The organism is Bradyrhizobium sp. UFLA06-24 (assembly GCF_054967145.1).
The window spans coordinates 101,341-119,801 of sequence record NZ_JADFUE010000008.1 but is presented as its reverse complement, the minus strand read 5'-3'; the positions used below and the strand labels follow the sequence as shown (position 1 = coordinate 119,801).

Here is an 18,461-nt window from a genome sequence, read left to right as displayed (position 1 = left end):
CTTTCCGATCAACGATTGGCCTGCTTGTACGCAAGCCCGGCGGCGCAGACGGCGAAGGTCAGCGCCCAGAGCAGACTGGATTCCTGCGACGCGTTCATCGCGAAACGCTGCAGCAGGAACATGAAGGCGGCCGCGAGCGCGGCATGCATGGCGACGAAGCCCCATTTCTTCACGGCCTCGCTCCCCTGCTTCGCCTGAGACGGAAGACCCATCAGGAGGTCTCCTTCAGCGTGGTCGGCCCGCCCGCCGGCGCGGAGAACTGGCGGCCGTTCTGCGGGCCGGGCTTCGGCGGATTGCCGGAGGCAAAGCCGTCGAGCACCTTGCCGAAGCTTTCCGTGATCAGGTCCTCATAAGTATCCTTGCCGATCAGCACCATCGGCGCGTTCACGCAGGCGCCCAGGCACTCCACCTCTTCCCAGCTGAAATTGCCGTCCTTGGAGAGGTGGAAGGGATCGTGATGGATGCGGCTCTCGCAGACGTGGATGAGATCCTCGGCGCCACGCAGGCGGCACGGCGTGGTGCCGCAGACCTGGACGTGGGCCTTCTTGCCGACCGGTGCGAGCTGGAACATCGTGTAGAAGGTCGCGACTTCCAGCACGCGGATATAGGGCATGTCGAGCATGTCGGCGATGACCCGGATCGCGGCTTCCGACACCCAGCCTTCGTTCTGCTCCTGCGCGCGCCAGAGGATGGCAATGACGGCCGAGGCCTGGCGTCCGGCCGGATATTTCGCGATCTGCTGCTTGGCGAACGCGAGGTTCTCCTCCGTGAACGCGAAGCTCGCGGGCTGGACTTCCTTCGGTGCTAATCGGCGAACGGACATCTGTTATCTCTCACTGCATACGGCGCGCGTTTTTCGCATTCAGGGCATCGATCCTGTCCTGCCAGAACGCGCTTGCGGTGCCGAAAACGTTGTAGCCGACGTGGGTGGAGACCTTGATGCGATCGAGGATCGACAGCTCGGTCACGGTCTCCATCCGGTTGCTGCGCGGATCGAACACGATCAGCTTCAGCGGGGTCTGTTCGAGGATGTAGCGCGACACAGCATGCGAGCGGTCGCTGCCGTGCTCCTCGCACATGATGACGCTGTCGGCCTGGAGCAACCGGGTGCCGCCCTTGATCGCCTCGATCTCGACGCCCTCGACGTCGAGCTTGATCAGGTACTTGCCTGATGCTGCGATCCTGCCATCCTCGATGAGATCGTCGAGCGCGAGGACGGGCACGTCCTCACCGCCATCAGACGGAGCGCCGGCAATGCTGAAGGCCTCGTGCTTGGTGCCCGACAGGCGCGCGGTGCCGCGGGCCGCACCAATGGCGCACTTCATGGTCTCGAAGCGGTTGCCGTTGATCTCGGCATTGTTGGCGAGCTTGGGATAGTTCTGGCCCGACGGCTCGATCGCGATCGCCTTGTGCGAGCCGAACGGCTTGCTCGAGACCAGCACCGACCAGTAACCGTAATTGGCGCCGCAATCGAGCAGCGTGTAGTCGACGTCGATGGAGTCCGCGAACAGCAGCTCCAGTTCGTCCTCGTAATTGTAGGCGCGGTTGAGCAGCTTGCTCCAATAGCCGTCGCCGTAGGGGAATTCGAACACGGCGTCGGGATTGAGCCTGATCGCGATGTTGCGCTCCGGCAGCGTCTTCCGCAGCAGATTGGCGCAGGCGATGTAGCCCATATGCGAGAAGTGCGAGGAGATCTTCGATCCCGTCACCAGCGCCAAGGCAGCCGTCCGCTCCCACAGGTTGGCCCCTTCAAGCGCCCCCGAGGCACGGTCAAACTGGATCGGCGCCTGCGCCATCACCGATCGACCTCTCCGAACACGATGTCGAGCGAGCCGAGAATGGCCGAAACGTCGGCGAGCAGATGGCCGCGGCAGATGTGGTCCATCGCTTGGAGATGCGCAAAGCCCGGCGCGCGGATCTTGCACTTGTAGGGCTTGTTGGTGCCGTCGGCGATCAGATAGACGCCGAACTCGCCCTTGGGCGCCTCGACCGCGGCGTAGACCTCGCCTTCCGGCACGTGAACGCCTTCGGTGTAGAGCTTGAAGTGGTGGATCAGCGCTTCCATCGAGCGCTTCATCTCGCCACGGCGCGGCGGCGCAACCTTGTTGTCGGCGACGACGACGGGCCCCTTGCCATCCGGTGCATTCAGCTTCTGGATGCACTGCTTCATGATGCGCACCGACTGGCGCATCTCTTCCATGCGGATCAGGTAGCGATCGTAGCAATCGCCGTTCTTGCCGATCGGAATGTCGAAATCCATCTCGGCATAGCATTCATAGGGCTGCGACTTGCGCAGGTCCCAGGCCGCGCCCGAGCCGCGCACCATCACGCCCGAGAAGCCCCACTCCCAGGCTTCCTTGAGCGGCACCACGCCGATGTCGACGTTGCGCTGCTTGAAGATGCGGTTGGCGGTCAGCAGGCGATCGAGGTCGTCCACGACCTTCAGGAACGGATCGCACCAGGCCTCGATATCGTCGATCAGCTTCTGCGGCAGGTCCTGATGCACGCCGCCGACACGGAAGAAGGCCGCGTGCATACGGCTGCCCGAGGCGCGCTCGTAGAACACCATCAGCTTCTCGCGCTCTTCGAAGCCCCACAGCGGCGGAGTCAGGGCGCCGACGTCCATCGCCTGCGTCGTGACGTTGAGAAGGTGCGAGAGAATGCGGCCGATCTCGCAATAGAGCACGCGGATCAACTGGCCGCGGCGCGGCACCTCGATGCCGAGCAGCTTTTCGGCAGCGAGGCAGAAGGCGTGCTCCTGGTTCATCGGCGCGACATAGTCGAGCCGGTCGAAATACGGGATCGCCTGCAGATAGGTCTTCTGCTCGATCAGCTTCTCGGTGCCGCGGTGAAGCAGGCCGATATGGGGATCGACGCGGGCGACGACTTCGCCGTCCAATTCGAGCACAAGACGCAACACACCGTGGGCCGCAGGATGCTGCGGTCCAAAATTGATGGTGAAGTTGCGGAGATTTTCAGGTTGCTCGTTCATGATCAGGCCTTCGGTCCCGCTTTTTCGTCGCCCGGAAGGACCGGATAGTCGGCGCCTTCCCACGGAGACAAAAAGTCAAACTTGCGGAATTCCTGGTTGAGCCTGACGGGCTCGTACACCACGCGCTTCTCCTGGTCGTCGTAGCGGACCTCAAGGAAGCCGGTGAGCGGGAAGTCCTTGCGCAGCGGATGCCCCTCGAAACCGTAATCGGTGAGGATGCGGCGCATGTCAGGGTGGCCGACGAAGAATACGCCGTAGAGATCGTAGGCCTCGCGCTCGAACCAGTCCGCCCCCGGGAACACCTCGATCAGCGACGGCACCTGCGTCGTCTCGTCGGCCTGGGCCTTCAGACGGATGCGGGTGTTCAGGGTCGGTGACAGGAAGTGATAGATCACATCGAAGCGCTTTTCGCGCGACGGATAGTCGGCCGCCGTGATGTCGGTGAAGTTGACGAAACGGCAGTTCGGATCGTCGCGGAGGTACTTGACCACCCCGACGATCTTACTGGCCTCGACATCAACCGTGAGCTGGTTGAACGCCACCTGATAGCCGATGGCGGCGCCCGGAAGCGCGCTCACGATCGTCTGCCCCAGGGCGTCGAGCTTGGCGTCGTCCATGACGTAAAACCTTAGCGTTCGATGGTGCCGGTGCGGCGGATCTTCTTCTGCAGCAGCAGCACGCCGTAGAGCAGCGCTTCCGCCGTGGGCGGGCAGCCCGGCACGTAGATGTCAATCGGCACGATGCGGTCGCAGCCGCGCACGACCGAGTAGGAATAGTGATAGTAGCCGCCGCCATTGGCGCAGGAGCCCATGGAGATGACGTAGCGCGGCTCGGGCATCTGGTCGTAGACCTTGCGCAGCGCCGGCGCCATCTTGTTGGTCAGCGTGCCCGCGACGATCATCACGTCGGACTGACGCGGCGACGCACGCGGGGCGAAGCCGAAGCGTTCGACGTCGTAGCGCGGCATCGACACCTGCATCATCTCGACGGCGCAGCAGGCGAGACCGAACGTCATCCACATCAAGGAGCCGGTACGGGCCCAGGTGATGAGATCGTCGGTCGCGGCGACGAAGAAGCCCTTGTCGGACAGCTCGTGATTGACTTCGAGGAAGAACGGATCATTGGCCCCGACCGGCTTGCCGGTCGACGGATCCAGAATGCCCTTGGGGGCCGGCGCGATCGCCGGACCCGTGGACGATACAGGGTTCAATCCCATTCGAGTGCCCCTTTCTTCCATTCATAGGCGAAGCCCACCGTCAGTACGGCGAGGAACACCAGCATGGACCAGAAGCCGGTCGCGCCAAGCTTGCCGAACGCCACCGCCCAGGGAAACAGGAACGCCACCTCGAGATCGAAGATGATGAAGAGGATGGCGACGAGATAGAAGCGGACGTCGAACTTCATGCGGGCGTCGTCGAAGGCGTTGAAACCGCACTCATACGCCGACAGCTTTTCCGGATCCGGCTGCTGGAACGCCACAATGAAGGGCGCGATCAGCAGCACGAGGCCGATGATAGCAGCTACCCCTATGAATACGACGAGTGGAAGATAGTTCTGTAGAATGCCGCTCATTGACGAGCCCTTTTTCCCGCAGCCTCGGGCCGGCCACGGATTCGTCCGATTTGGAATTATTCTGAGCCTTAGCGCAGTGCACCAATGGGCGCAAGACACGCTCTTTTCAGGCCCTTTGCTGCTTCCAGACCGGTGGAAATCCCGGAATCACCCCGCGGCTGGTATGGAGCAGATCGCCTGACCCGACAAGGGCGGGAACGGTTTTGCAGGGCAACAGCTCCGAGATTGCGGCGCAGCCGCCGCGGGCGCTATTTGCCAGGGATCGTCGGCGAAATTGGTCGGGTTATTGGCTGAAGCGCCGCAGCCAAACCCAGCCGACGACCGCAACCGGCGCCCCGACTGTCACCCAGGCGACATACTGGCCGGCCGTTCCCCAGAGCAGGGCAGCCAGGAGGCCAAGGATGGTCGCGGCTGCGAGCAGGACAGGTGCAGCAAAGACACGTATCCACAGGCGCGCGAGGTCAGAGGAGCCATGCATCACGACGGGACCGGGGCTCGTCTGGCGAATGCGTCGCTGCGGCCGGGCCCCGCTTCCGCCGCCGCGCCAGCCAGAGATAGAGGCCGCTGCCGATCACGACGATGGTGAGCCCGTCCAGCGCGGCCCAGATCACCTTGAGCGGCATCCCGCCATAATCGCCGAAATGCAACGGCTGTGAGATCAACAGCGCCTGAAGATAGAGCGGCAGCGCCCTCGTATCGGCCACCTTCCCGGTTTCGCCGTCGAGCAGCACGGGCTTGAGCAGCCGCGCAGTCAAAGCCGTGTCGCCGCGCATGAAGGCTGCAAAATGGTGCGAGGACGTGAACGGTGTCCCGGGGAACGCGATGAAGGCCACCTCCATGCCCGGCGCGGCCAGCTTGGCGCGCGCCACCACCTCGTCGAGCGATGCTAGATGGACGGGCGGCGGCTTGCCGACATAGGGCGCGACCATGCTGGCGAGTTCGGTTGCCTTCCACTGATTCAGCATCAGCTCGGCCCAGGTGTTGACGACGCCCGTCAAGCCCACCACCAGCGCCCAGGCGAGCGTCACGACGCCGATCAGATTGTGCCAGTCGAGCCAGCGGACGCGCCACGAGGCGCTGCCACGGATGGTGGCAAAGTGCAGGCGGCGGGTGAACGGCCAGTACAGCACCACACCGGAGACGATGGCTGTTGCAAACAGCAGTCCCATCGCGCCGAGGAACAACTTGCCGGCCTGGCCTGCAAACATGTCGGTGTGCAGCTTGAGCACGATCAGCATCGGCCCGACGCCGACCGGCCCGAGCAGCTTGGCCGAGACGGCATCGAAGGCGCGCACGGTCGCGTTGTCGGGCGCGCCATCAGGCACGCTGTTGGTATAGGCCATCACGACCCCGGGCTCGTCCTTGTCCCAGGACACATATTGCAGGACGCGGCCGGGATCGGCGGCGAGCGCGGCGGCGGCGACGACTTGGGGCGTCGCACGCGCCGCGCCCGCATGAGCTTCGGGCTGGGGGGTGTAGCCCAGGAGCTCATCGATCTCGTGATGGAAGATCAGCGGCAGCCCGGTCAGGCAGAGCAACAGCAGGAACAGTGTCGAGATCAGGCTGGTCCAGGTATGGACCACGGACCAGCGCCTGACGGTGCGCGCTCTCACAAAAGCCTCCCCTGCCTCACCATTTATAGGAGACGCTGGCGGTGATGCGGCGACGGTCGCCGTAGAAGCAGGACGAGGCCGTAGCGCAGCTCGCGACGTAGATCTTGTCGGTCAGGTTGATCACGTTGAGCGCGGTGCGCCAGTTCTGCCACTCATAATGCAGCGCGAGGTCGCCGAGCACGACCGCGGGAACCTCGAGGGTGTTGGCAGTGTCGGCCCAGGACGAGCCGACATAACGCACGCCGCCGCCGAACCCGAATCCCTCCAGCGGCCCGTCCTTGAAGGTGTAGTCCGCCCAGCCCGAGATCAGCATCTCCGGCGTGTTGGTCGGCGTCTTGCCGATCAGGGACGGGTCGAGGTCCCTGCTCGTGAAGAGGTGGTAGGCAGTAAAGCTGCCGATCAGCTTCAGCTCCCTGCTGGCGTTGGCCACCGCTTCGAGCTCGATGCCGCGCGAGGTCACCTCGCCGGTCTGGTTTTGCAGCAGAACATTCGACGGATCGGTGGTCGCCACGTTCTGACGCTTCAGGTCGAACACCGAGGCCGTGAAGTAGCCGTCAAATCCCTTCGGCGCGACTTTCACGCCGATCTCGGCCTGCCGGCCGGTCTCCGGCAGGAACAGCTGGTTCTGCGCATTGAGCCCGATGATCGGATTGTAGCTCGTTGCGTAGGAGACGTAGGGCGCAATTCCGTTGTCGAAATTGTAGATCAGCCCGGCGCGTCCGCTGAATTTGCTGTCGTCGCGTTGGGCCACGGTTGCGCCGGTATCGCGCGCAGCCTGCGTCGTCTCGACCCAGTCATTGCGGCCGCTCAGCACCAGCGTGAAGTTGCCGAGCTTCATCTGGTCCTGGAGATAGGTGCCGGCCTGTTTCTGCGTGATCTGGAAGTTGCGGAACGGTGCGCCCGTGAGCGGGACGTCGAGGCCATAGGCTGGGTTGAAGACGTTGATGGAGGGAACGGTGCCGAAGTTGAACGCCTGGTAATCGTCGATCTGATATCCCTTCAGGTCGACTCCAAACAGCATGGTGTGTTTCACCGGACCGGTGTCGAAGCGGTACTCCAACTGGTTGTCGAGATTGGCCTGGTTGGCAGTGTTCTTCGCGTACCAATTGTAGCGCGCCATGGTGGCAGTGTTGATATTGTCCCACCCATTGCCGACGAAGCCGCGATAGGTCAGGTCGATATGCGCGAAGCGCGCATTCTGCCGGAACGTCAGATCGTCGGTGAGATTGCGCTCGAACTGATAGCCGAGCATCTCCTGCTCGCGCGTGAACTTGTCGACATTGGGGTCGCCGGCGAAGAAGCTGGTCGGGATCTTGCCGAACGGCGCGTTAGTCACCGTGCCCTGGTACGGCAGGAAGTTGATGCCGCGGGTGTCCTGCTTCGATGCCGAGGCCAGCACCGTGAAGGTCGTGTCGGCGTCCGGTTTCCAGGTGAAGGACGGCGCGATGAAGTAATTGTTGTCCGGCGTGAAGTTGACCTGCGTGCCGCCGTTCTGGACCTGGCCGACGAGGCGGTAGAACAGCTTGCCGTCCTGGGGCTGCGTCGCGACCGGTCCACCGACATCGAAGCCGACATAGGCGTTGCCGAAATTGTTGACCCCGGTTTCGACGTAACGGATCGGTTCGGCCGGCGGCATCTTGCTGATGACATTGACGATGCCGCTTGGGCTCGATCCGCCATAGAGCACGGCCGATGGACCGCGCAACACCTCCACGCGCTCCATGTTGGAAGGCTGCAGCTTCCAGCTCGCATAGGACGTGTAGAACAGCTGCATGCCGTCGAGGAACAGGCCGACGTCGTCGGACTTGAAACCGCGGATCAGCCACCAATCGTTGCGGGTATCGGCGCCAAAGGTGCCGGCACGCACGCCTGCGGTATAGCGCAGCGCTTCATCGAGCTTGTTCGGCTTCTGGTCGCTGATCTGATCCGCTGAAATCACCGAGACGGCCTGCGGCGTCTCCATGATCGGCGTGTTGGTCTTGGTTCCGGACGAGCTGCGTCTGGCCACGTAGCCCTGCACCGGGCCACGCGGATTCTCGACGACGTCGACATTGCGCTGAGGCTGCGGCTTGCGGCTGTTGGCGGTCGCGACCGGTCCCTGCGCACGCCGCGGCGCGGGTGCGGCGGTGCGGCGGCGCTGCTCCGGCGCGGCGATCGTCACCGGCGGCAGGCTCTGCGCACCACCCTGCCCCGACGATTGTGCGAGCGATGCCTGCGGCATCAAGATCCAAGCGGATGCGGTCGCCAACACGGTCGACCGCAGCATTCCAAGACTGTTCAACACGCCACCCCGATGTGCATTTGATACGTCACGCCGCCTGTCCCAGGACGGCATGCGATGGGGTGACGCTTAGGGGAGCGCGCGCGGGATCCCTAATTGAAAGCCTCTTAGAAGGACTCCAATATTTCTGAAGATGTCCGGTCGCTCAGCCACTCACCGCGACCTGCTTCGGCCAGAGAGTCGGACGAGCAGCTTTGTGCCGTCGTTGGCCGTGACAAAGGGCGATCGCGCGGTCGACTGAGCTGCTGGCGGGTTGGCCGCTGACGCCGCCGCCACGGCGCTCCCAAGCAACGTGGCTTCGAGGACATTTCGACGGTTCATCGTGCTTCCCTTACGGAATGGTTAGCGGCCGATGGGAGAGATCATGCCGAAGGGATTGGGCCTGTGCGATTACGCGACAGGTAAGACGGCTCAGGGCGAAGGGGGTGAAATCGCCAGATGAAACCATTTTGCGGAACCCGCGAAACGATCCGGAAACAGATGCCCCTTAAGACATGAGCCTACAGACGGCGCCCAAGCCCGTCGGGAGGCTTCGATGAACCACTCAATTCACTCTGCAGATCGGGGGACCCACCTGAAGATCGTGGTGGTGGCACTGGTGGCCGGCATCGCAGTGGCCGCCTTCGGGATCGCAGCCCGCACCAACGCCGAGTTCAGCCAGACCGCGCAGTCGACCCACGTCATCAAGGCCGGCAAGCCGATGGCGATCACGAGCTCGGGCGCCTCGGAGATTCGCTGAACCGAGCCCGCTTTCGGCTGACCGACGGCCGCCTCCGGGCGGCCTTTTTTGTTTTCCAGCGCAATGCTTAGCCGCGGCGCCCGAGCGAAGCGCAACGTCCTTGACTTCACCATGTCCCCCCTTTAAGTCCCCCCTCGTTCCGCGCGGACACATACGCGTCACGCGGGAGTAGCTCAGTTGGTTAGAGCGCCGGCCTGTCACGCCGGAGGTCGCGGGTTCGAGCCCCGTCTCTCGCGCCATTTTTGGCAATCCCTCCATAGCCTTAGCTCCAAAACTTCGACGTCGTGGGCGACTGCGCCGGTGATTTCCCGCGCCTGATGGGAACTCGTGGCATAGTCAGCCCGCGCCCGAATCGTCTACGTCTGCAAACGACTTGGCAGGAACCCCATGCTTTTGCTTGGGTTTCCCCTGCATCGAGGAGGCCGGACATGGCGAAGAAGGATTGGGCGAAGAAGGATTCGGCAAAGAAGGCCGCTGCTCCGACCACGATCACGCTCAAGCACTTGGCCGCCGACATCGCGGAAAGTCAGGACCTGTCGAAAAAGCACGCCGAAGCCGTTCTGACCGACATGGTCGACCTGATCGCCAAGCACCTCAAGAAGGGCGACCGCGTCCGCATCGTCGGGCTCGGTATCCTCCAGGTCCGCAAGCGCGCCGCCCGCACCGGTCGCAATCCTGCGACGGGCGAAGCCATCCACATCAAGGCGAGCAAGAAGGTCGCCTTCCGTCCCGTCAAGGAACTGAAAGAGGCGATCTGAGCGCTTACGCTTCGTTAAGCCTGATCCGCGCCCGTTCACGCCGCAACGCGGCCCGCTTTTCTGATATACTGCCTGCTCCCCCCAAAAGACTTGGCGGTTTGACCAGAAATGTCCCTGACCTTCGCGCATACCGTGACCGAGCGCTTCCTGCGCTACGTCACCATCGACACCCAGTCCGATCCGAATTCCCCGGCTTCGCCATCAACCGAAAAGCAGAAGGATCTCGGCCGCGTGCTGGTCACCGAGCTGAAGGCCATGGGCGTCGCGGATGCCCACCTCGATGATTACGGCTACGTCTACGCGACGATCCCGGCCAACTCGACGAAGAAAGTGCCGGTGATCTGCTTCTGCTCGCACATGGACACCTCGCCCGATGTCACCGGCAAGGACGTGAAGCCGCAGGTCGTCAAGAACTATCGCGGCGGCGACATCACCCTGCCGGCCGATCCGAGCCAGGTGATCCGCTTCGCTGAGCATCCCGCGCTGAAGAACCAGATCGGCAACGACATCATCACCACCGACGGCACCACGCTGTTGGGTGCCGACAACAAGGCCGGCGTCGCCGAGATCATGGATGCCGCGCATTTCTTCATCAACAACCCCGATGTGAAGCACGGCACCATCAAGATCCTGTTCACGCCGGACGAGGAGATCGGCCGCGGCGTCGACAATGTCGATATCAAGAAGCTGGGTGCCGATTTCGGCTACACCATGGACGGCGAGAGCGCGGGCTCGGTCGAGGACGAGACGTTCTCGGCCGACGGCGCCACCATCACCATATCAGGCGTCAGCGCCCATCCCGGCTACGCCAAGGGCAAGATGGAGCACGCGATCAAGATCGCAGCCGCCATCGTCGAGCGCCTCCCGAAGGAAGGCTGCTCGCCGGAGACGACCTCAGGCAAGCAGGGCTTCCTGCATCCCGTCGGCATCGAGGGCGCGCTGGAACAGGCGACCCTCTCCTTCATCGTGCGCGACTTCACCGAGGAAGGGCTGAAGGAGAAGGAGGTCCTGCTCGAGACCATCGTCAAGGACGTGATGAAGGAGTACCCGCGCTCGACCTACAAGTTCGAGGTGCGGGAGCAGTATCGCAACATGAAGCAGGTGATCGACCGTCACCCGCACATCCTCGAATACGCGATCGAGGCGATCCGCCGCGCGGGGCTGCGCCCGATGCGCACCGCGATCCGCGGCGGCACCGACGGCTCGCGGCTCTCCTTCATGGGCCTGCCCTGCCCCAACATCTTCGCCGGCGAGCATGCCTTCCACTCGCGGCTCGAATGGGTCAGCCGGCAGGACATGGAGAAGGCCGTCCAGACCATCGTGCATCTCGCGATGATCTGGGAAGAGAAGGCGTAAGCCGGCCTTCTCTTACGGCACCGGCATCGCGCGTCGGCCGCGGTGGAAGCGGTTGGAGCTCGCCATCCAGTTCGGCAGCGGCTCGCCATCGCGGTGCCGGCCCCCGGCGACGGCCGCGGCCCACGCCACGGCGGCACCGATCAGGGCTGCCGCGGCAACCGAGAACGCGACGATCACCGAATTGCGTCGGGCGCGGTTGATCGCCGTGTGAGCGTCGGCGATCGACGCATCGACGCGCCGCTCGGCATCGGGCGCACTCAATCCCGTCAATGCGGCGACCTGCTGCACCAGATAGTTGCGATCGTCGACGCTGACGCCGTTGTGGCTCGAAGACGTCATCAGGATGCGCCCGGCTTCGGCACGAGCTTCCCGCATGTCGGTGTTGGGCGGTCGCCGCGGCGCGCGGAACAGCTTGTCGAGCTCGTAGCTCAGCAGCGGCTCGGCGGCTGTCGTGTTCCCGGCGCCGCTGCGCATCGGCGAGCGTTCGACCGCGGCAGCACCGATGATCGCCAGCAGCGCGGCACCGATCAGCACGGCCAACGCCCAGGACGTCAGTCCGCGCAGCCCGTCACGCCGCTCGCCATCATCTTCGATCGTTGCCAGCGCAGGCGCCGGCCGCACGGTCCGGCCGGCAATGTAGCCGCCGAAGCCGAAGCTGATGATCGCCTGGATGATCAGATAGAGCCCCGACAGCAGCGCCAGCGCGGTCGACGCATCGCGCCAGGTCGGTGATGCCGAACTGACGCCAAGGCCGATGGCCACGCCGAAGCTGACCAGGATGAACGACATTGCGCCGGCGGCGAAAGCGCCGGCGATGACGGAGCTCCACTGGATGCTCCGTCGCTCTTCGGCGGCGACAAGGCCGCCTTCCATCAAATTGTCCTGCACGAGCGTTTCAATGACCATTGCTTGTCTCGCTAGCGCAGGCCGAAGAACGACAAGATTGCCATGATCACGACGATCAAGCCGATCAGATAGATCAGTCCGTCCATAGTCCCATCCTCCTCAAAATGCTCCGGGGCGCTAATGAGGGGGACCAACAAACGTTCCAAAATTTGCAGTCCAGTGCGGAACGAACCCAGGTGCTGCGGATTCTCTGTTCAAGTCCCGAGGATGAAGATTGTGAGCACAAAAGGCCTCAGCCGGTCAGCCCCGGGCTGGGGCCTTTTCGTATGTGGCGCGTGCGACACCGAGTTCCCGGGACGTAACAATATTGCGGGTCGACACTGTTCCAGCTGCCATGCTAGGCGAAGCGGATCCGCAATCCGAGCGCCACAGTGACCACGATCCGCCCCGGCAGCTTTCACCTCTTGCGCAACTGGCGCGGGATAGTGGCTGTGCTGGTCGCGACGATGTATCTACTGTCCGGCGTACTCCATGGCGCGCACGACATCGATGTCACCAGCCCCTCGGGCGGCTCGGAGATCGCCTCGATCCTCGACAACGGTCCTGGCGGCCACGGCGATCACTCGGCGCTTGGCGGCCATCACTGTTACGGCTGTTTCTCGATCGCCGTCTTGCAGTCGGCGCAATCCGAAATCGCCAGCGACATCGTTGCCGCGCCGGCCCCGCAGCGCGCGCCCGCGCTGATCGGCGTTGCGCCCGACACCGACTCCCCACCTCCCAAATCCCGCACCTGAACTGATCAGCCGGGCGCCGCGCGCGCCCATGATGCTCCTGTTCACGGGTCACCTTCATGCCTTTCAGATGGACTGCCGCGCGGCTTGCGTGCGCGACGGCGATTTTCGTCAGCCCCTGGCTGACGCAGCACGCCCACGCCCAGAGCCTGACGATGCGCGCGGCGCTCGCGCGCGCGCTGGCGGCGAGCCCGCGGCTGACGGCGGCCGAGCGCGATGTCGGCATCGCGACGGGCCAGCGTATCCAGGCGGGCGCACTGCTCAATCCGGAACTGTCCTATGAGCAGGACAATTCGTTCGGCTCCGGCGCCTATCGCGGGACGCGATCGGCGGAGACCACGCTCCAGATCAGCCAGGCGTTCGAGCTGTTCGGCAAGCGCGAGGCGCGAATTGCGGCAGGAACTGCCGGCATCGAGGTCGCTGCGATCCAGCGCAAGGCGATCAGGCTGGAGGTGCTGTCGGAGACCGCAATCGCCTTCCTCGGCGTGCTCGGCGCGCAGCGGCGCATCCAGATCCTCAACGAGCAGATCGCGGCGATCGACAAGCTGACGCCGCTCTTGCGCCGCCGTGTCGAGGCCGGGGCCTCCTCGCCGGCCGAAACCGGCCGCGCCGAGGTCGCCTCCGCCCTGGTGAAAGCCGACCGCGAGCGCTTCAAGGCGACGCTGGCCAGCGCGCGGCGCGAGCTTGCGGTGCTGATGGGCGATCCCGCCGCGAAATTCGGCGAGGTCTCCGGCCGGCTCGACACCACGGGACGGCCGCCGACATTCCAGTCGGTCGTGGCCGCCATCGATGCCAATCCGCAGCTGGTGCGCTGGACCGCCGTGTACGCCCAGCGCAATGCCGAGCTTCTGATGGCGCGGCTCAAGCCCTATCCCGACATCAGGATCGCCGCCGGCTGGCGCCATTTCAACGAGACCAATGACGACGCGGTGCGCCTCTCGGTGTCGGTGCCGATCCCCGTGTTCGACCAGAACCAGGGCAACATCCTCTCGGCGCAGGAAAGCCTCGCCAAGACGCGGGCGGAGCGCGAAACCAACCGCAATACGCTGATCGTGGTCGCCGGCCGCGCCTACGACTCGCTGCAGGGCTCGCTGCGCGAGCTCAGCGTGCTGCGCGACACGGCGATCCCGAAGGCTGCCGAAGCATCGGATGCGATCTCGCAGGGCTACGGTCAGGGCCGCTTCACCCTGCTCGAAGTGCTCGATGCCCAGGCGAGCGTGACGCAGGCCCGCCTGCGCGAGCAGGAGGCGCTGCAAAACTTCCACGCCGGCGTCGCCACCATCGAAGGGCTCGTCGGCAATCCGTTTGCTCTGGCGCGGGAGAGTACGCGATGAAGACATCATCCTCTTTCGCTGTCGCTATCATTGCCGCGGCACTCGGCGCCTACGGTTATTCCCTGCTCGCTCCCGCCAAGGTGACGCCGACCGAGCAGGCTGCCGAGAAAAGGCCGGAAAAGGCCAACGATCACGTCGAGCAGGACGAGCACGGCGCTGACCGCATCCGCATCTCCGACGTCAAGCTCGCCGCGGCCGGCGTGACGCTGGCAGAGGCCGCGAGCGCCACGCTGACCGACACGCTGTCCTTCAACGGCATCTTGCGGGCCAACCAGGAAGCTGTCGTGCAGGTGACGCCGCGCTTTCCGGGACTGGCAAAATCGATCCAGAAACGCATCGGGGACAGGGTCGGCAAGGACGATCTGCTGGCCGCCATCGAGAGCAACCAAAGCCTCACCGTCTACGAGCTGAAAGCGCCGATCCCGGGCACCATCATCGAGCGGCAGATTTCGCTTGGCGAATACGCCTCCGAGCAGAAGCCGGCCTTCGTCGTCGCCGATCTCTCGACCATCTGGGTCGATCTGTCGATCTATCGCCAGGACCTCAAGCGTGTTCGCCTTGGCGACGAGGTGCTGATCGATCCCGATGACTTCAGCGGGGAGATCAAGGGCACGATTTCCTACATCGCCCCGATCGGGAGCAGCGAGACCCAGACCGCCCTTGCACGCGTGGTGCTGCCAAATCCCGACGGACGCCTGCGTCCCGGCCTGTTCGTCACCGCGCGGCTGATTCTCGCCGCGCGCAATGTCGCGGTCGCCGTGCGCAGAGGTGCGATCCAAACGCTGGAGAACAAGACCATCGTGTTCGTCCGCGAGGACCGCGACAAGATCGAAGCACGCCCCGTCGAGCTTGGCGATGCCGATCCGAAATTCGTCGAGATTCGCGCCGGCCTCTCCGCCGGCGAGCATTACGTCGCCGAGAACAGCTTTGTCGTGAAGGCCGAAATGGGCAAGGGAGACGCGGATCATGATTGATGCGATCCTCTCCTTCTCGGTCCGCCAGCGCTGGCTGGTGGTGCTGCTGGCGCTCGCGGCCGGCGCTTTCGGCGTCTGGAATTTCACCCGCCTGCCGATCGACGCCGTGCCTGACGTCACCAACGTGCAGGTCCAGATCAATACGCGCGCGCCGGGCCTGTCGCCGCTCGAGGCCGAGCAGCGCATCACCTTCCCGATCGAGACCGCGATGGGCGGCCTGCCCAGGCTCGATTATACCCGCTCGATCTCGCGCTATGGGCTGAGCCAGGTTACCGTCGTGTTCCAGGACGGCACCGACATCTATTTCGCGCGCCAGCTCGTCAACGAGCGCATCCAGCAGGCCAAGGATCAGCTTCCCGCAGGCACCGAGGTGGCGATGGGGCCGATCTCGACCGGGCTCGGCGAGATCTACGTCTATTCGGTCGAGGCCAAGGCCGGCGCCAAATCACCTGCCGGTACCGAGTTCACGCCGACCGAGCTCCGCACCATTCAGGACTGGATCATCAAGCCCCAGCTGCGCACCATTCCCGGCGTAATCGAGGTCAACTCGATCGGTGGTTATGAGCGGCAATTCCACGTGCTGCCGATTCCCGCCCGGCTGATGGCCTACAAGCTCGGTTTCCGCGACATCATGACCGCGCTCGCCGCAAACAACGCCAATGTCGGCGCCGGCTATATCGAGCGCAATGGCGAGCAATATCTCGTCCGCGCCCCCGGTCAGGTCGCTGACATCGCCGACATCCGAGACATCGTGATCGGCTCGCGCGGCGGCGTGCCGGTCCGCATCCGCGACGTCGCCGAAGTCAGCGAAGGCCAGGACCTGCGCACCGGCGCGGCGACCGCGAACGGCAGCGAGACCGTGCTCGGCACCGCCATGCTCCTGATCGGCGAGAACAGCCGCACGGTGGCCCAGCGGGTTGCCGCAAAGCTGGGCGAGATCGCGAAATCGCTGCCCGATGGCGTCATCGCGCGCGCGGTCTACGACCGCACTCATCTGGTGGAAGCGACCATCCAGACCGTCGAGAAGAATCTCGTCGAGGGCGCGGCGCTGGTGATCGCGGTGCTGTTCCTGATCCTCGGCAACTTCCGCGCCGCACTGATCACGGCCTGCGTCATACCGCTCTCCATGCTGTTCACGGTCACGGGCATGGTCGAGAGCAAGGTGAGCGCCAATCTGATGAGCCTCGGCGCCATCGATTTCGGCATCATCGTCGATGGCGCCGTCATCATCGTCGAGAATTGTTTGCGGCTGCTGGCGGCCGAGCAACACCGGCGCGGCCGCCTGTTGAGGCTGGACGAACGTCTCCTGACCATCCGCCACGGCAGCAGCGAAGTCATCAAGCCGAGCCTGTTCGGCACCCTCATCATCGCCGTGGTGTACCTTCCGGTCCTGACCCTGACGGGGACCGAAGGCAAGATGTTCACGCCGATGGCGCTGACGGTGCTGATGGCCCTCGCAGGCGCGGCACTGCTGTCGATTACCTTCGTCCCGGCCGCGGTCGCGATCTTCGTCACGGGAAAGGTCTTGGAAAAGGAAAACGTCTTCATGCGCGCGGCCAAGCGCATCTATGTGCCGCTGCTCGACCGTGCCATCCGCTATCGCCGCAGCGTTGCGCTCGGTGCCGTGCTGATCGTCGCCGGCAGCCTGTTTGCCGCAACGCGCATGGGGGGCGAGTTCATCCCGAGCCTCGATGAAGGCGATATCACCATCGAAGCCATCCGGATTCCCGGCACCAGCCTGACCCAGAGCGTGGACATGCAGCTTCGACTGGAGCAGGCGGTCAAGCAGGTTCCCGAGGTCGCGACCATCTTCTCCAAGATCGGGACCGCCGAGATCGCCAACGATCCGATGCCGCCGAACGCCGCTGACACCTACGTCACGCTGAAGCCGCGCGACCAATGGCCCGATCCCACCAAGCCGAAGGACGAGGTGGTCGCCGAACTCGAGCGCGCCGCCAACAGCCTGCCCGGCACCGCCTACGGCATGACCCAGCCGATCCAGATGCGCTTCAACGAGCTCATTGCCGGCATCCGCAGCGACGTCGGCGTCAAGATCTTCGGCGACGATCTCGACGTGCTCGCCGGCATCGCTCAGCAGGTCAACGGCGTGGTGCGTGGCATCGGAGGGGCCGCCGACGTCAAGATCGAGCAGGTCGCGGGCCTGCCGATCCTCACCGTCAGGCTCGACCGCCAGGCGCTGTCGCGCTACGGCCTCAGCCTCGGCGAGGTGCAGAACCTCGTCGAGATCGCGATCGGCGGCAAGCCGGTCGGCAAGCTGTTCGAAGGCGACCGCCGCTTCGATATCGTGGTTCGGCTGCCGGAGAGCCTGCGGGCCGACCCTGATGCGATCAAATCGCTGCCGATCCCGTTGCCGCCGGGTGAGGATGCGAAGACCGTCACCAGGACCGCCTGGTCGGGTGCATCCGGCGCCGCGCTCCGCTATGTGCCCCTGTCCTCCGTCGCCGCAATCGAGATCGCGCCCGGCCCCAACCAGATCAGCCGCGAGAACGGCAAGCGCCGCGTGGTGGTGACGTCCAATGTCCGCGGCCGGGACCTGCGCTCCTTCGTGGCAGAGACGCAAGCCGCCGTCGCCGAGAAGGTGAAGCTGCCGCCGGGCTACTGGATCGGCTGGGGCGGCCAGTTCGAGCAACTGGTCTCAGCCAGCAAGCGGCTGACCATCGTCGTGCCGGTGGCGCTCGCGCTGGTGTTCCTGCTGCTGTTCATGGGGATGGGATCCGCGGCGGATGCGGCACTGGTGTTTTCCGGCGTGCCGCTGGCGCTGACCGGCGGGGTCGCGGCGCTGCTGCTGCGCGGCATTCCGCTGTCGATCAGCGCAGGGGTCGGCTTTATCGCGCTGTCGGGCGTCGCCGTGCTCAACGGCCTCGTCATCATCGCCTTCATCGAGCGGCTGCGCAGCGAAGGGCGATCGGTTGCCGAGGCCGTGCACGAGGGCGCATTGACGCGGCTGCGGCCGGTGCTGATGACGGCGCTGGTCGCCTCGCTTGGCTTCGTGCCGATGGCGCTCGCGACCGGCGCCGGTGCCGAGGTGCAAAGGCCACTCGCCACCGTCGTGATCGGCGGCATCATCTCCTCGACCGTCCTGACATTGTTGGTGCTGCCCGCGCTCTACATGATGTTCCGGCGTGACGGCGCGGACGAAACGCCTACAATGCCGCCTGATTTGGTTGACTCCGGGGAGCGCTAG

At 64.5% G+C, this 18,461-nt stretch carries 18 protein-coding genes and 1 tRNA gene; 8 read left to right on the top strand and 11 right to left on the bottom strand.

Features of this window, described 5'->3' with window-relative positions:
* Window positions 1-8 precede the first annotated feature (8 nt).
* The 9 genes from IF809_RS09710 to IF809_RS09670 form a co-directional block, all read right to left on the bottom strand.
* Window positions 9-212 carry a hypothetical protein gene (locus IF809_RS09710; protein WP_128966547.1) on the bottom strand — a complete coding sequence of 68 codons (204 nt, stop codon included), beginning with the start codon at window positions 210-212 and terminating at the stop codon, window positions 9-11.
* Window positions 212-823 carry an NADH-quinone oxidoreductase subunit NuoE gene (nuoE, locus tag IF809_RS09705; protein WP_462837458.1) on the bottom strand — a complete coding sequence of 204 codons (612 nt, stop codon included), beginning with the start codon at window positions 821-823 and terminating at the stop codon, window positions 212-214. Before nuoE ends, IF809_RS09710 begins: the two co-directional genes overlap by 1 nt.
* A 10-nt stretch (window positions 824-833) precedes the next feature.
* Window positions 834-1,796, bottom strand: coding sequence for an FkbM family methyltransferase (locus tag IF809_RS09700; protein ID WP_453983650.1), 963 nt, complete (start codon window positions 1,794-1,796; stop codon window positions 834-836).
* The gene (locus IF809_RS09695; protein ID WP_453978664.1) at window positions 1,796-2,992 is read right to left on the bottom strand and encodes an NADH-quinone oxidoreductase subunit D; all 1,197 of its coding nucleotides are present in this window, start codon (window positions 2,990-2,992) and stop codon (window positions 1,796-1,798) included. The genes IF809_RS09700 and IF809_RS09695 overlap by 1 nt, the downstream gene beginning before the upstream one ends.
* Window positions 2,993-2,994: 2 nt before the next feature.
* On the bottom strand, window positions 2,995-3,609 hold the full coding sequence (locus IF809_RS09690) for an NADH-quinone oxidoreductase subunit C (RefSeq protein ID WP_462837457.1): 615 nt from the start codon (window positions 3,607-3,609) through the stop codon (window positions 2,995-2,997).
* Window positions 3,610-3,620: 11 nt separating this feature from the next.
* Complete coding sequence (locus tag IF809_RS09685) at window positions 3,621-4,208, bottom strand: NuoB/complex I 20 kDa subunit family protein (protein ID WP_453978662.1); 588 nt, start codon at window positions 4,206-4,208, stop codon at window positions 3,621-3,623.
* Window positions 4,199-4,564: an NADH-quinone oxidoreductase subunit A gene (locus IF809_RS09680; RefSeq protein ID WP_092290902.1), complete on the bottom strand. Its 366-nt coding sequence runs from the start codon at window positions 4,562-4,564 to the stop codon at window positions 4,199-4,201. The genes IF809_RS09685 and IF809_RS09680 overlap by 10 nt, the downstream gene beginning before the upstream one ends.
* Window positions 4,565-5,025: 461 nt before the next feature.
* Window positions 5,026-6,177 carry a PepSY-associated TM helix domain-containing protein gene (locus IF809_RS09675; RefSeq protein WP_462837456.1) on the bottom strand — a complete coding sequence of 384 codons (1,152 nt, stop codon included), beginning with the start codon at window positions 6,175-6,177 and terminating at the stop codon, window positions 5,026-5,028.
* A gap of 16 nt (window positions 6,178-6,193) precedes the next feature.
* Window positions 6,194-8,443, bottom strand: a complete 2,250-nt coding sequence (locus tag IF809_RS09670) for a TonB-dependent siderophore receptor (RefSeq protein WP_462837455.1) — start codon at window positions 8,441-8,443, stop codon at window positions 6,194-6,196.
* Window positions 8,444-8,993: 550 nt separating this feature from the next.
* On the opposite strand from IF809_RS09670, the gene IF809_RS09665 reads away from it, so the two are divergent.
* The 4 genes from IF809_RS09665 (at window position 8,994) to pepT (ending at window position 11,311) form a co-directional block, all read left to right on the top strand.
* Window positions 8,994-9,197 carry a hypothetical protein gene (locus IF809_RS09665; protein WP_128966555.1) on the top strand — a complete coding sequence of 68 codons (204 nt, stop codon included), beginning with the start codon at window positions 8,994-8,996 and terminating at the stop codon, window positions 9,195-9,197.
* Between the two features lie 162 nt (window positions 9,198-9,359).
* Window positions 9,360-9,436 (top strand) — tRNA-Asp (locus IF809_RS09660).
* Between the two features lie 189 nt (window positions 9,437-9,625).
* Window positions 9,626-9,955, top strand: a complete 330-nt coding sequence (locus IF809_RS09655; RefSeq protein ID WP_453978658.1) for an HU family DNA-binding protein — start codon at window positions 9,626-9,628, stop codon at window positions 9,953-9,955.
* A 108-nt stretch (window positions 9,956-10,063) separates the two neighbouring features.
* The gene (gene pepT / locus IF809_RS09650) at window positions 10,064-11,311 is read left to right on the top strand and encodes a peptidase T (RefSeq protein WP_453978656.1); all 1,248 of its coding nucleotides are present in this window, start codon (window positions 10,064-10,066) and stop codon (window positions 11,309-11,311) included.
* Between the two features lie 12 nt (window positions 11,312-11,323).
* Here the strand turns inward: pepT and IF809_RS09645 are convergent, their stop codons facing one another.
* Both IF809_RS09645 and IF809_RS09640 read right to left on the bottom strand, forming a co-directional pair.
* Complete coding sequence (locus IF809_RS09645) at window positions 11,324-12,217, bottom strand: hypothetical protein (protein WP_462837454.1); 894 nt, start codon at window positions 12,215-12,217, stop codon at window positions 11,324-11,326.
* Window positions 12,218-12,228: 11 nt separating this feature from the next.
* Window positions 12,229-12,351, bottom strand: coding sequence for a hypothetical protein (locus IF809_RS09640; RefSeq protein ID WP_283814996.1), 123 nt, complete (start codon window positions 12,349-12,351; stop codon window positions 12,229-12,231).
* 312 nt (window positions 12,352-12,663) lie between these two features.
* On the opposite strand from IF809_RS09640, the gene IF809_RS09635 reads away from it, so the two are divergent.
* From IF809_RS09635 to IF809_RS09620, 4 genes are read left to right on the top strand one after another with little or no spacing between them, the layout of a single operon-like run.
* Window positions 12,664-12,951: a hypothetical protein gene (locus IF809_RS09635; protein ID WP_462837478.1), complete on the top strand. Its 288-nt coding sequence runs from the start codon at window positions 12,664-12,666 to the stop codon at window positions 12,949-12,951.
* Window positions 12,952-13,007: 56 nt separating this feature from the next.
* Window positions 13,008-14,282 (top strand): divalent metal ion exporter subunit IhpA, encoded by a 1,275-nt coding sequence (gene ihpA / locus IF809_RS09630; protein ID WP_462837453.1) that lies wholly within the window; start codon window positions 13,008-13,010, stop codon window positions 14,280-14,282.
* Window positions 14,279-15,256, top strand: coding sequence for a divalent metal ion exporter adaptor subunit IhpB (gene ihpB / locus IF809_RS09625; protein ID WP_462837452.1), 978 nt, complete (start codon window positions 14,279-14,281; stop codon window positions 15,254-15,256). The genes ihpA and ihpB overlap by 4 nt, the downstream gene beginning before the upstream one ends.
* The gene (locus tag IF809_RS09620; RefSeq protein WP_462837451.1) at window positions 15,249-18,461 is read left to right on the top strand and encodes an efflux RND transporter permease subunit; all 3,213 of its coding nucleotides are present in this window, start codon (window positions 15,249-15,251) and stop codon (window positions 18,459-18,461) included. The genes ihpB and IF809_RS09620 overlap by 8 nt, the downstream gene beginning before the upstream one ends.

What these genes read in the sequence shown, in the direction of transcription:
- IF809_RS09710 (WP_128966547.1), bottom strand. Translation starts at nt 212, where the DNA reads ATGGGTCTTCCGTCTCAGGCGAAGCAGGGGAGCGAGGCCGTGAAGAAA.
- nuoE (WP_462837458.1), bottom strand. Translation starts at nt 823, where the DNA reads ATGTCCGTTCGCCGATTAGCACCGAAGGAAGTCCAGCCCGCGAGCTTC.
- IF809_RS09700 (WP_453983650.1), bottom strand. Translation starts at nt 1,796, where the DNA reads ATGGCGCAGGCGCCGATCCAGTTTGACCGTGCCTCGGGGGCGCTTGAA.
- IF809_RS09695 (WP_453978664.1), bottom strand. Translation starts at nt 2,992, where the DNA reads ATGAACGAGCAACCTGAAAATCTCCGCAACTTCACCATCAATTTTGGA.
- IF809_RS09690 (WP_462837457.1), bottom strand. Translation starts at nt 3,609, where the DNA reads ATGGACGACGCCAAGCTCGACGCCCTGGGGCAGACGATCGTGAGCGCG.
- IF809_RS09685 (WP_453978662.1), bottom strand. Translation starts at nt 4,208, where the DNA reads ATGGGATTGAACCCTGTATCGTCCACGGGTCCGGCGATCGCGCCGGCC.
- IF809_RS09680 (WP_092290902.1), bottom strand. Translation starts at nt 4,564, where the DNA reads ATGAGCGGCATTCTACAGAACTATCTTCCACTCGTCGTATTCATAGGG.
- IF809_RS09670 (WP_462837455.1), bottom strand. Translation starts at nt 8,443, where the DNA reads ATGCTGCGGTCGACCGTGTTGGCGACCGCATCCGCTTGGATCTTGATG.
- IF809_RS09665 (WP_128966555.1), top strand. Translation starts at nt 8,994, where the DNA reads ATGAACCACTCAATTCACTCTGCAGATCGGGGGACCCACCTGAAGATC.
- IF809_RS09655 (WP_453978658.1), top strand. Translation starts at nt 9,626, where the DNA reads ATGGCGAAGAAGGATTGGGCGAAGAAGGATTCGGCAAAGAAGGCCGCT.
- pepT (WP_453978656.1), top strand. Translation starts at nt 10,064, where the DNA reads ATGTCCCTGACCTTCGCGCATACCGTGACCGAGCGCTTCCTGCGCTAC.
- IF809_RS09645 (WP_462837454.1), bottom strand. Translation starts at nt 12,217, where the DNA reads ATGGTCATTGAAACGCTCGTGCAGGACAATTTGATGGAAGGCGGCCTT.
- IF809_RS09635 (WP_462837478.1), top strand. Translation starts at nt 12,664, where the DNA reads ATGTATCTACTGTCCGGCGTACTCCATGGCGCGCACGACATCGATGTC.
- ihpA (WP_462837453.1), top strand. Translation starts at nt 13,008, where the DNA reads ATGCCTTTCAGATGGACTGCCGCGCGGCTTGCGTGCGCGACGGCGATT.
- ihpB (WP_462837452.1), top strand. Translation starts at nt 14,279, where the DNA reads ATGAAGACATCATCCTCTTTCGCTGTCGCTATCATTGCCGCGGCACTC.
- IF809_RS09620 (WP_462837451.1), top strand. Translation starts at nt 15,249, where the DNA reads ATGATTGATGCGATCCTCTCCTTCTCGGTCCGCCAGCGCTGGCTGGTG.